General features: G+C 32.8%; 9 protein-coding genes and 1 riboswitch. Of the genes, 7 read left to right on the top strand and 2 right to left on the bottom strand.

What is annotated here, in order from left to right; translation table 4 throughout:
* The first annotated feature begins 257 nt into the window (after nt 1–257).
* Nucleotides 258–425, top strand: a riboswitch (Lysine riboswitch).
* Nucleotides 426–517: 92 nt separating this feature from the next.
* From pepF to K4L35_RS01485, 7 genes are all read left to right on the top strand, one after another.
* Nucleotides 518–2359 carry an oligoendopeptidase F gene (pepF, locus tag K4L35_RS01515; protein WP_221617817.1) on the top strand — a complete coding sequence of 614 codons (1842 nt, stop codon included), beginning with the start codon at nt 518–520 and terminating at the stop codon, nt 2357–2359.
* Nucleotides 2360–2379: 20 nt separating this feature from the next.
* Complete coding sequence (locus K4L35_RS01510; protein ID WP_221617816.1) at nt 2380–5631, top strand: OppA family ABC transporter substrate-binding lipoprotein; 3252 nt, start codon at nt 2380–2382, stop codon at nt 5629–5631.
* 220 nt (nt 5632–5851) lie between these two features.
* The gene (locus K4L35_RS01505; protein WP_255558987.1) at nt 5852–6958 is read left to right on the top strand and encodes an ABC transporter permease; all 1107 of its coding nucleotides are present in this window, start codon (nt 5852–5854) and stop codon (nt 6956–6958) included.
* Nucleotides 6958–8289: an ABC transporter permease gene (locus K4L35_RS01500; protein ID WP_221617814.1), complete on the top strand. Its 1332-nt coding sequence runs from the start codon at nt 6958–6960 to the stop codon at nt 8287–8289. Before K4L35_RS01505 ends, K4L35_RS01500 begins: the two co-directional genes overlap by 1 nt.
* A gap of 10 nt (nt 8290–8299) precedes the next feature.
* Nucleotides 8300–9358, top strand: a complete 1059-nt coding sequence (locus tag K4L35_RS01495) for an ABC transporter ATP-binding protein (RefSeq protein ID WP_221617813.1) — start codon at nt 8300–8302, stop codon at nt 9356–9358.
* The gene (locus K4L35_RS01490) at nt 9351–11741 is read left to right on the top strand and encodes an ATP-binding cassette domain-containing protein (protein WP_221617812.1); all 2391 of its coding nucleotides are present in this window, start codon (nt 9351–9353) and stop codon (nt 11739–11741) included. Before K4L35_RS01495 ends, K4L35_RS01490 begins: the two co-directional genes overlap by 8 nt.
* Nucleotides 11741–12178, top strand: coding sequence for a hypothetical protein (locus tag K4L35_RS01485; RefSeq protein WP_221617811.1), 438 nt, complete (start codon nt 11741–11743; stop codon nt 12176–12178). The genes K4L35_RS01490 and K4L35_RS01485 overlap by 1 nt, the downstream gene beginning before the upstream one ends.
* Nucleotides 12179–12221: 43 nt before the next feature.
* Here the strand turns inward: K4L35_RS01485 and msrA are convergent, their stop codons facing one another.
* Complete coding sequence (msrA, locus tag K4L35_RS01480; RefSeq protein ID WP_221617810.1) at nt 12222–12692, bottom strand: peptide-methionine (S)-S-oxide reductase MsrA; 471 nt, start codon at nt 12690–12692, stop codon at nt 12222–12224.
* Nucleotides 12693–12698: 6 nt separating this feature from the next.
* The gene (gene trmB, locus K4L35_RS01475; RefSeq protein ID WP_221617809.1) at nt 12699–13307 is read right to left on the bottom strand and encodes a tRNA (guanosine(46)-N7)-methyltransferase TrmB; all 609 of its coding nucleotides are present in this window, start codon (nt 13305–13307) and stop codon (nt 12699–12701) included.
* Nucleotides 13308–13364: the final 57 nt, after the last annotated feature.

Below are 13364 nucleotides of genomic sequence, written 5' to 3'. Positions count from 1 at the left end.
TTACCCTTATATATAGTTAATTATTTAAATTATACATTTTTTAAATTTAGAAAATTAATGAGCTTCTTTTGAAAAAAATCAAAATTTTTGTTTTTTCTAAAAATGTTTTTATTGTATAATGAGTTCGTTATGAGAAATACAATGTTTAAACAATTCTTTATTATTACCATTATTCCGATGGTGTAGTTTTGTATTTGTTTAAAATTTCATAATAAACCAGATACAAAACGATAAATTGCTTGTATCTGCGTACTACAAATTACTATAGAGGAGCTTTCAGAAATAGTAAATGACCTAGTGGGCGCACGTAAGTCATTGAAAGGTTATGAAAGCCGAAATGACTTAAATGGCAATTTAAGTTATTGGTGAAAAAGCATAAAAGATTTTCACTCTTGGTTTTAAAAAACTTTGGTGCTATAGTTTTACAAATTCCTATAATTTAGATATTTACTAAAAAAAGGTTTTGTAAGGCAATATGTGCCCTACAAAACCTTTTTTATTTACACAAGGAGATTAGATGGCTGCAAAAGAATATGCAAAATATACTGACATTCCTTCTGAGTATAGATGAAATCTAGAAGATATCTTAGAAGGTCAGACATACGAAGAGTTGTTTGATGCTACAGTACAGGCTTTTAAGAAACTAATTGAAGTCAAAGATAGCAAGTATGAATCAATTGAAAACTATATTCAAGCGATGAAGTATTCAGAAGAATATACATTATTAAGTTTTAGATTGAATAACTACTTATCAAACAATCAAAACACAAATGTTGTTGACCCAACTTGAGAAGAAAAGTCACAACAAGTTTCTAACACATTTGCTCGTTTAAGTCAAGAGCTAGGTTCAGAAGAAAATAGAATGTATCAACATGTTGATAAGTTAAATGAGTGAAAACATGATCCTCGTTTATCTTTATACGAAAGATCAATTGAGGATACAATTGACTCATTTAAATACAAGCTTAGTGATGAAGTGGAAGAATACATCATCAAAAAGTCACGTGGCAATGCAAGTCCAAGTACAATTTTTAGCATTTTAACAAACAGCGAACTTGTTTTTAAGGATGCAGTTGATTCGAAAGGTAAAAAATATACCTTAAACAAAGCTAATTATTCGACTTTAATGAAGAAAAACGATAAGCAACTTCGTAAAAGTGCCATGGAAAACTATGCTGATGCATATCTAGATCACAAATCAACACTTTCGCAAACACTTTACCAGCAATTTAAAGGATTAGTTGTCGAAGCCGAAACAAGAGGTTACAAATCGGCAGTTGAAATGTTGACTTACGATGATCGTGTCCCTGAAGAATCACTTCTAAACTTATATGAACAAGTTTCTAGTCGCGTTGTTCCTACTTTCAAAAAGTATCGTGAATACACTAAAAAGTTCTATAAAGCAAAATATGGTGAAAAAATGGAACGTTGAGATTCGCAACGTGAACTTGTTTCCGTTAAGAGCGAGTATACAGTTGAAGAAGCCAAAGATCTTGTAACACAGGCTCTTATGCCGTTTGGTCAAGAATACATTGGTCAAATTAATAAAGCGATGAATGAGCAATGAATCGATTTCATGCCAGCCAAAGGAAAACGTTCGGGAGCGTATTCAATCGGAGGAAGTTATGGACTTTCAAAGAAATACATTTTAATGAACTTTGATGGTCAACTACGGAGTGTGGAAACGCTAGCTCACGAGCTTGGACACTCAATGCATTCTTACTACTCGGACACTAGACAACCTTTAGTGCAAAGTCAATACCCAATTTTCTTAGCCGAAATCGCGTCAATCTTTAACGAATTAATGTTATTTGATCACTTACTAAAAACAAGTAACGACGATAAACTTAAGTTCTACATTTTACAAACAATGATTGACGGATTTATAGGAACTGTTTTAAGACAAGTTGAATGATCAAACTACGAATACAATCTATATAAAGCGATTCAGGAAGATAAACCTGCATCATCTTGACAAGCAATCAGCCAACTATATTACGAAAACGCAAATAAATATGCAATTAAACCTGCAAAAGAAAAAGTTGATCGCCATTTAATTGCTTCGATATATGTTCCACATTACTACTACCATTTTTATGTTTATAAATACGCAGTAGGACAGTTAGCAGCTAACTACTTTTTTGCACAGTATAAAAAACATGGAACTTCAGCATTGCAAGATTACATTAATAACTTCTTAAGTGCTGGATGTTCAGACTATCCATTAGAAATCCTAAAAAGCAATGGTATAGATCTAAATAGCGAAGATTTCTACAAAGATGGATTTGACTATGTTAAAGAATTAATCGATGAATGAATAGAATTAGGTAAAAAAATTTTTAAATCAAAACTTAAATAAAAATAATTAAGGAGACAATCATGAAAATGAAAAAAAGATTTAGCTTTTTACTGCTTGGTACTGTAGCAACAGTAGCGCCACTTCTTTCGGTTGCTGCTTCATGTGCTGAGCTTAATGAATTAGCTGAAAAGGTAAAAGAAGGAAAAGTTTCTGTTGATCAAATAGAAGTAAAAGAAAAAACAGATAGTGAAGCTAATAATCAAGGTGAATCACAAAACCAAGAGACTTCACAAGATAACACAAATTCAGAGTCAAACAATCAGGGATCTTCAGAAAGTACAAACGCTGACGCAAACAACCAAAATGCTTCAGCAAACACTGAAAATCAATCAGAAAATGCCGACGCAAATAATGAAAGCACGGATGCAAACACTGAAAATCAATCAGAAAATGCCGACGCAAATAATGAAAACACAGCTCCAAATGGAGAAAATGCAGATTCAAATAATCAAAACGAAACAAACGAGCAAGAATCTGAAAAAGGAACTTTATCAGCAGACATTACACCGTCTCAAAGGCTTGCCAAACTAAGTTCAGAATATAAAAACTCTCTTAAAACATATGCTTCAAGAGGAATCATCAACAACGATTCAAATACAACATACTCAAAAGCAGTTTGAGAGTTTGACAACACATATGCTTCAGGATCATTCTCATCAGAAACAGATTTATCTCTAGCAAACTTATTCTTAGAGTATAGATTCGAAGGAGAATTATCAACTGTGACAGTTGAGGTTCTAGAGGATAACGTTAACGTTTCAAAAACTTACTACACATCACCACTTGTTGGATCTCTAAAACTAGCAGCAGCAGATGCGATGGTTTTAGTAGTTGATGGAGAAGAAGTAGTATTTGATAATGATGATGCAGAAGTTCGTCCAGAAGCTGTGGAATCATTCGTACATGAAGGAAAAACATATAATTACTACAAAAATCCTTATGTAGAAGCCACATCAAACAATGAAAGATCAATTAACTCACAAAACTTCAAAGATCAATTAGCTAAAGCCTCAGAAGTAAGATTCAGAATTAGACCTGAACAACCTTGAGTAAACAAAAACGGTGAAAAAACAAATTACAAAGTAACTGCTGAAGATTACTACTTAGGTTACATGAAAACACAGTTCCTAACAACAACATACAGAAGAGAGCAAGGTGGTTCAAAAGAACTAGATGAAGCTCTAAAACAAACATTAGAAGAAGCAAATACTTCATTATTTGATGAAAAAACACAAAACAAAAACAACTACCTATTACCATTATTTAACATTGATCAATCTAAATTAATGGATAAAGACCAAACAGTTCTTAAAAAAGATGAGCAAGAGTACTACGTGGTTAAAAGAGTTGAAGGTGCTACTTCATGAAAATTCTATGATTTCTTAGATTCTTTCTACAACAAAGCAGACTTCTTGCCATTACCTAGTCAATACATCCAAGAACATAAAGATAGCCCTGTTTATGACTTCCAAGAAAAAAATTCTTTAGACTCAGCTAAACAAGAAGAGTTAAAAACAAAACTTTCAGAAGCAACAGGTCTTGCAAAAGACATGGGTTACTACTGATATGGGTTCACACCTGAAACAACATTATTCTCAGGAAAATACTATACACCAGGTTACAACGCTGAAAACACATCAGTTGAAGTTCTGTTAAACAAACACCACTTTGATAAAGATTTCGTAGATGCTCCTACAACAGTTCAAAAAGTTATTACACAATACAAAACAACTCCATTAGAGGGTGGATTATATCTAGATCAATTGCTACACTCATATACACAAGGTTCAAACCCATACATGAGTCTTTCAGCATTCTCAAAAGATAAACAAGACAAAATTACAGCAAACGCACCTCTATATGGTGAAAACAAAGTTCCAATCATCAACAAAAATAGCTATAACAGAAAGGCTACATTCGAATTAATTCCTAACGTTTCAGTTCTAGGTGAACCAGGTCAAGAAGATGAAAAGTACAAACCATATGTAAACAAGTCAATGAACGATGCTTACGTTGCTCTTCAATATGGATTGAATGTTACTTTAGAACAATTAATCAACGGTTCAGCTAAAATTGATGTTGAACACGCAACTGTAGGTATGGGTGGAGAGTTTAAGTCTATCCTTTACGGTGCAATTAACTGATACAACCTTGCTCAAGCAGGATCAAACCCTAGATTATCATCTCCTTACTACGTAGCTGTAGCACCAGATAACAAAATTAAAGGTTCAGAAGCCGAAGGTGCTGAAAACACAGTAAGAGGATTTATAAATGAAGTTAACAGATTGTTCGTAATTGATTCTGCAAACGCAGCAAAATACACATTAACTTCAAGAAACAATAAAAAATCAAAAGAAATAACAATTAGAGATTATCTTGCAGATAGATTAAAAACAAACGAAGAAAAATACAAATCAATCTACTACCAAGATCTACAAGAAAAAATGACAGCACTTCTAGACAAATTCTATGAAGCAAAACCTGAGTTAGCTGGTCAAAAAGTAGAATTACAAATTGGTAACTACTACTTAGGTGTCCCAAAACTTTACCACGATGCACTTTCAACAGTTTTAACTGTACTTGAAGGTCTTGATAAAAAAGGAAGACTAGACTTCACACTAATGAGCAAAGATGCTCGTGTTGAAGAATTGATTGCATACTGATACTCAGTTGCGCCAGCAAGAAGAAATGGTTGAAACTACGACTACGACGGTATTGGAACAGGATTCGATGGATTCTCAACATACTACTTCATGCCAATCTTTGGACAAGCGCTTTCAAACCCAGAATACAGAACAAAATTACAATCAGTTTATCCAGCTTTAGCTAAAGCTCTTGATAAACTAGAAGAATTCATGAAATCAGATACAAACTTCTCAAACCTTTCAATTCCTCTAGATAAATGACATTTATTAACAAACGCTCAATTAAAAGCAATCGAAAATACACTTCACAGATTCTACTACGATCAAGAGTCAAATGAAATTAAAGCAATTCCTGAGAACAATGAAAAACAATATGCTGATTTAGGTGTTGCAACAGCTAAATTCTGAATCTATGCAGAACAAGAACTTTCGAAACAAGAACTTCTTGACTTAACAAGAGAACTAGGAAACTTACTAGGTATGCCTTTATTCTCAGATGGTTACTCATCAATTCAAGGCTTCTCAAACGTTGCAGTTAACCCATACTACAGAATACCTGTTTGAAACGGAAGATTAACAGCACACTACAACAAATCAATCGTTTTAGAAGAAAATTCATCTAAATAGACATTTGGAATTAAAAGTTTTACATAAAATAGCGCAAAACACACAGCAGTAAAGTCTGCGATTAAAGATTTTTTAAACAACTAAAAGTGAAACAATTAATCTTTAAGATTAATTGTTTTATACTTTTATTACATAAAGAAAGGAAGAAATGGTTAAATATTTAACTCAGAGAATAGCACTAGCATTTTTAACACTGTTAATAATCATTTTTGTTGTTTTTATGGCAGTAGCTCACTTCTCGGATAATCCTTTTTTACAAGGAGTTACGAGTTCTAACCTATCCGAAGGTTCGAAAAAAGTTGCAGACCAAGCTGCAGCAATCAGTAGTGCCTACGAAAAGTCAATTCAGTACCATTACACCTATGCACCCAGTGGTGGCTTGGAAGAACACTTAACTGATTGACACTCATATAAAGTTAATGAATTTTCAAGGTTTCTATACTGAATCCAATCCGCTTTTAATTCAGAAAGACCGTTTGGTTTAGTTGTGGATACAAAATTATTATCTGTAAGTAATGTTAAGACAATTCCTGAACTTACATTTAAATACTTAAAATACTCAATCTGATTTACTTTACCTTCATTCTTAATTAGTGCAACACTAGGAATAGCCTTAGGTATATTAGCAGGGTACAAAAGAGGAAAAATCATCGATTCGATAATCAATGCATTCTCCCTTGTGTTTTCGGCCCTACCTTCATTCGTTATTGCACCTATTGCAATTTCGTTGATTTTATATTTTGCCCCTACAGCGCACTACAAATTCATAGATCCTTCTAAATCAGAGATTTTCTCGACTTGAGATCAAATTAAAGCAGCATTGCCTGCCATATCAATAATTGTGCTTGGATCACTTTCAGGTTACATTACATATACAAGAAACCAAGTTATATCTGCTCTGACATCGAACTATGTTTTAATTGCAAAGACAAAAGGTCTTTCAACAGTTCAAATTTTCTTTAAATACGTTTTAAGAAATATTTCAATTCCTCTCGCAGCAGCCTTAATACCTTCATATATTGGTCTGCTTTCGGGTGGAATTATTCTAGAAACATACTTTGGAGTTCCTGGTATTTCAAGGGTTTTTGCAGATTCTTTCACAAAGAGTGAAATAAATCTAATTATGTTCAATACAGTCTTTTTCACTTTCTTAAGTTTAATGACTGTTATTGTCGTGGATATATCATACGCAATTCTTGATCCACGAATCAAACTTGCCTCTTCAAGCCAAGCTGGAATGATATACAAATTCAAAGCTTGAATAAAGAGAAGAAAATTATACGATCTTAACCAAAAAGATCACAGTTTAGAGAAAGGAGGTGAATAGTGACATCGAAAGAGTTCAATGCTAAGTACGGTATTTCAGAAAAAATTGCAAGTACAACTTTAGTTTTAAACGAAAGAGATGCCAGCGTTTTATTCAACACAGTTGCAGGTAAACCTAAAAAACTAGTAATTGAAATCCTAAAGCGTTTTTTCTCGAACTGAGTTTCAAGTGCATCGTTCGTTTTATTCATTACAATCCTTTTATTAAGTATTATTGTTACTTTCACTTCTCCTTTTAGTGCTACAGAACAGATTTATAAGTCGATTAAGCTTGTTGACTTAAATGGAGAAGTTCACAACGATTCTGTTAGTGGTTACATAATAACTAACCTACCTGTTAGCAGAGATACTTTAATAGCCGATACAACTGGAACAATCAGACAAGACTTCTATAGTTTCATAGGTAACAAAAATGAACTTCTTGATCCTGCTTACAGAGGAGTTCTTGCACAAAAGTTCTTATCAACAAGCAACGATTTTCAATGAAGATCAGATACTGGTAAAAACGTTTTATGAATCAATCCCTATCAACTATATAAAGCTCAAAGTTTTCTAAACCTTTTAGAGTTTTCTGGGGTTTCTCAATTTGATTCAGAACAAGTAATAAGAGAATCGCTAGACAAACTTATCGCACTTAATCCACAACTTAACCTTAGTGTTGTCTTAGGAACTAACTCAGAAGGTATTGACATCTGAACTCAAGCATGAGTTGGAACATGAAACGCTATTAGACTTGCAATCATTGTTGCAACTATTCAAACAATTATTGGGGTTGCCGTTGGTGCTTACTTAGGTTTCCATGTGGGAAGTTGAGTTGATACAATCGTTATGAGATTGATTGATATTTTCGTATCACCACCTTCACTAATTTGATTATTGTTATTTGCTTCATTATTCGGAACAAGCGACTTTACACTTGGGTTTGCCCTTGTGTTTACGGGTTGAACAGGACCTGTTGGAGGAACAAGAATGTTCATTCTTACTGTTAAAGATGAGGAATATATTACAGCAAGTAAGTCAATTGGAACAAGTAAAATCAGATTGATTTATACACATGCTCTTCCAGCAATTTTAGGAAAAATTGCAACTAGCTTCGTTTCTAGAATTCCAAGCATCATTCTTTCAGTTTCATCACTTGCGTTCCTTGGATTCTTCAGAGGAAGCACGGCAAACTTAGGAGCAATTCTTTCTAAGTCTGCTTCAGAAGCTTCTTCAAACATTTGAGTTCTTCTTCTACCATCATTGATCTTACTTTCAGTATCATTATCACTACACTTTATTGCTTTAGGTGTGCACGACGCACTTGATCCTAAAGTTATCAAAGTAAAATAGGAGGTTTTTCATGGAAAAACAAAATCAAGACATCTTACTATCTGTGAAAAATCTTAAAGTAAGCTTTAAAACAGGTAGAAACAAATTTATGACAATCGTTCGTGGTGTTGATCTTGAAATTAAAAGAGGTCAAATCGTCGGACTTGTGGGTGAATCAGGTTCAGGTAAATCTGTTACCTCAAAATCACTATTAAACGTTAATGAGAACTCAATCTTTACTGCCGACCAAATGGAAATTGATGGAATAGATTTAACAAGTTTAAAAACAAAACAATGAGTAAAAATTAGAGGTCAAAAAATCGGATACATTCCACAAGATCCTCTAACATCGCTTAACCCAACAAGAAAAATAGGAAAACAACTTCTTGACGCTTTAAATGAAAACACTAACTGAAAAGATAAATCGTCAGAAGAGAAAAAAGAATATCTAATCGGCCTACTAAAACAGTTTGGAATTAGACATGCAGAACAAGTTTTCAACATGTATCCTCATACCCTTTCGGGAGGTATGAAACAACGTGTTGTAATTACAATGGTTGTTGCCTTAAAACCAGATTTAATTATTGCCGATGAGCCTACAACTGCTTTGGATCCAACAGTTCAAGCTTCTGTATTGGCTTTATTTGAAGACATACGTACAAAAATGAATGTTTCAATCATCTTAATTTCACACAACATTTCTGTTGTTGCAAAATTCTGTGATTACATTTATGTAATGTATGCAGGAAGAATTGTTGAAAGAGGATCTAAAAAAGATATCTTTACACAGCCAGCTCACCCTTACACATGAGCCTTAATTTCAGCGATTCCTGAAAATAAAGAAGACCGTTTATATTCGATCAAAGGTACCCCTCCAGATATGGCGAATTTACCTTTAGGTGATCCTTTTGCGCCTCGTAATGATTATGCAATGGAAATAGATTTCATTAAAGAACCACCTTTGATTGAAATATCAGAAACACACGCTGCAGCAACATGATTACTACACCCTGATGCACCAAAAGTAAAATTATCTCCAGAACTAGAAGTTCGTTTACAAACATTTAGAAAGGTATTTAAAGATGAATAAAAAACCAATTTTAGAAATTGAAAACTTAAAAAAATACTTTGTGAATAAATCTGTTGTAAACAAAGCTGTTGATGGTGTTAGCTTCAAAGTGCATGAAGGTGAAGTTGTTGGACTTATCGGTGAATCTGGTTCTGGTAAAACGACTGTTGGGCGTTCGCTATTACGTCTATATGATGACTTCAACGGTTTTGTAACCCTTGATGGCGACATTATTTCAGGTAAGAGAATTTCGCGTTCTCGTTCAAAGAAAATGCGTAAAAATATCCAAATGATTTTCCAGGATCCACACGCTTCTTTGAATGGTCAAAAAACAATTTTCTCAATATTAAAAGAACCTTTAATTGTTAACAAAATCATTAAAGACGAATTAGATGAACTAAAAAAAGACTGAAAATACATCCAAGAAAACTTTCACTATACTTTCCTAGAATTTGACAAGAAAAATCACTTAGAAGACATCAAGAAATCTAATAAGCTTCTAAACAAATTCGTTTCAAAATGAGAAGGAAGTATGGAAGAAATCGATTTTAACCTTCCAGGTAATATCGACGATAAGTTTAACGAGTTTTACTCATATCTTGAAGAAAAAGTAGCAATGCACTCAAGTATTATTGGTGAGTACTATACAACAAATGAAGATATGTTAAAACTTTACAAATCAAGACAAGAAGAATACCGTTCTCAAAACTTGTCATATGATGAAGTCGAACTGAAAAATGCAAGAGATAGTTATGAGCAAGGTAAAAAATTAGCTCGCTACTCTTCTTCTTATATTGACCTGTCAGAACAGAAAGCTGCTTTAGTTGCAAGTCTAAAAGCACAAAAAAGAGCTAAAAGAGATGCTTTATCAATTTCAAAAAATGTAATCAGTAACATTTGTGAAGAAATGAAGCACGAAATGGCATTACACAAAAATAATGCTTTAAGCACTGTTAATTTAGCTTACCATTTACACAGTTTTAAAATGTGAAAAATGAACGAAAGTGCTTATAAACAAGTAAAATCGCTTAAATCTAAATTACAATACCTTGACCTTCAACAAACAAAAAGAATGGTTAAAGAGGTTAATGAATACATCTCAAACTTCTACAAAAATCTTGATGGTCTAAACGCTGAGCTTGAGTCTTCAAAAGATGATGTTCTAAAAGCAGTTAACGAGCATTTCCTTATCGACTTAAGCTCTTACATTGAACTCTCTAATAATAAAGAAATGGAAGTCAATAACCAAATCAGAGAACTAGAAACTCAAATCAAGAGCCTAAAAGAAAAATTAAAAGTTGCTAAAAAGGATCCAGCTGCAATTTCTCATGATCAATTAGAAAAGAGAAAAGTTAAGCTTGAAAAAGCTCAAAACTTATATGATTCAGAGCTAGCCGTATATGTTCAAGAATACCAAAAGAGAATATATGATTTAGATATTTTAATCGCTAAAGCTCTAGATGAAGATGCTCAGTTAACCAAGCGTGTTCATTCGTTGGATGTTGTTTTTAAACAAACTTTTTCGCGTTTTAGAAATTGATACTTAAATGATTATTTAAAGAGTCTAGGTGATGACAAAAAGAAAATTTCTTTAGCCAAAATTGACTTAAATATCTATAAAACAAATGTTAAGAAGAAAAACGAAAGCTTAGCTTCTTACTTTGTTGAAAAGAAATATTTAAGAAAAGATTTATCAAGTATTAGAAAAATTTTAGGTACAGACCTTGTTACGGATAAACTTTTTGCAGTAAACAAAAAAGCAAGAAAAGTTGCTTTAAGCGTATTAGGATGACTATATACACCACAAATTAAATATTTATTCATTAAGAATAGAATTTACCAGGCACTGAACGATGTTGGTTTACTAAAACAGTTTGCTTACCGTTACCCACATGAATTCTCAGGTGGTCAAAGACAACGTATAGTTATTGCGAGAGCTTTAATTACAAATCCAAAAGTTATCGTAGCCGATGAACCAATCGCTTCTCTTGACATTTCTATTCAAGCTCAAGTTGTTAACTTGCTAAAAGACCTTTGTGAGAAGAAAAAAATTGGAATGATTTTTATTGCCCACGACTTGAGTATGATTGAGTACGTAGCTGACCGTGTGCAAATTATGCACTTAGGTAAAATTGTTGAATCAGGTAAGACAGAAAAAATCTATGACAAACCAATCCATCCCTACACAAACAACTTATTCAAAGCTATTCCTAAGATTTCAAACGCAAACGAAAAATTCCAAAATGTGTCATTTGAACTTTCTTACTTAGAAGAGCAAAGGTTCCCAAATGTTCCGTTTATTCATGAAATCGAAAAGGACCACTTTGTCTATGGTACAGACTCACAAGTCGAAAAATGACTGAAAAGCGAACATTATTCTAAAGCTTCAACAAGAGTAAAATAATGACTAGATTAAAAGTTCATTTATCAAAGATGTGAAAATATTATCCTTCATACTACGGCTTAGTATTTTCAATAATCTCATTTGTAACACTTTTTACCCTGTCGGTTGTACTAAAAGAATCTCGCATTGCTCACGCAATCCACTTTTCTGCCTTAGTTACGTGTTTACTTGTTTTATTAGTTATTGTAATAAAAAAAATTATTACCTTAAAAAAGGATAATTACGGTAAGTTAATCGCAGAAGATAGACAGAGAGTTAAAAAAGTCACTCAAACTAATAAAAAGCAAGAAAGTGTAGCTGAAAAGCATGCTAGAGAAACTTACGAGAAAAAACTAGCTCAAAGAAAAGCATTTCAAAAGGCAAACGAAACTGACGCTATGTTTTATATCTTATTTCTTGTATATGCCTGTGCAGCAGCAGTTTTTGCATTTTTATAGATATTAAAAAAGCCCGTGAATCACGAGGCTTTTTTATTTAATTTTAAAACGTTATATGACAAGCGACATCGGGGTGTTTATCGCTGTAATCTTGATGATATTCTTCTGCTAAGAAGTAGTTTTCTAACTTTAAGTTTTCAGTTACGACTGGTTTATCGTAGTTCACAGCTAGTTCATCAATTTTATCTTTAATGATTTGATATTCTTCATCAATCTCAAAATAAACTCCGTTACGGTATTGAGTTCCATGATCAACATCTTGGTAGTTAAGCGCTGTAGGATCGATTACTGCAAACAGTTTTTCAATAATTTGACCTAAATTAATGATTGACTCATCGTAGTAAATTTCTGTTGTTTCTACAGCTCCTGTTTTACCTGTTTTGACTTCTTCATATGAAGGATTATTAATTAATGAATTTGCGTATCCTACAGTTGTAAATTTAATTCCTGGAATTGTTTTAAAGTATCCTTGAACACCTCAAAAGCAACCACCTGCTATATATATTCTTTTCATGTTTTCCTATCTAAATTTCGCTTCTAAGTAATTAATATTTTTGCCTAAACTTGATCATTTCATTTCATAACCAGTAGGCACGTTCCCATCATTAAATTTACTATTGTGCAGATCTCTTGTGATATTAATAATTTCTCAATTGTTTTGCTCAAATGATTCAACGCTATACTCAAACAGTTTATCATTGTCAGTTTTAAATCTAAGTACACCATCTTCGTGTAATATTTGACGATAAAGATCCAGGAAAGTTTTGTATGTAAGTCTTCTTTTTTCGTGAGCTCTTTTAGGTCAAGGATCCGAGAATGTCAGTCACAGTTCATTGATTTTTCCGTCAAAGAGTTCTGGTATTTTTGTAGCATCTTCGCTGATAATGTATAAATTCTTTAAGCCAAGTGCATTTATTTTTTTCAAAATTTTGTTGGCTACGGTATCGTACTTTTCTAAAGCATAATATGTAATGTTTGGATTTTGTCTGGCAAGTTCAGAAATCATTTCCCCCTTACCTGCTCCAATTTCTACAATATTATTCGCTTCTAGTTTGATAGGAAATTTCTGAATAAAAAACTCAGAATTTTGTAAGTTAATGATTGCGTTTTTGTCATGTCTTAATCTCATAAAATTTATTATATTAATAAATTTGAAAAAAGCAAGAAGATACAAGATGATAAATGC

This window comes from Mycoplasma sp. Ms02 (genome assembly GCF_019720735.1).
Taxonomy (GTDB): domain Bacteria; phylum Bacillota_I; class Bacilli_A; order Mycoplasmatales; family Metamycoplasmataceae; genus Mycoplasmopsis.
This window is presented reverse-complemented; position numbering and strand designations above follow the sequence as displayed.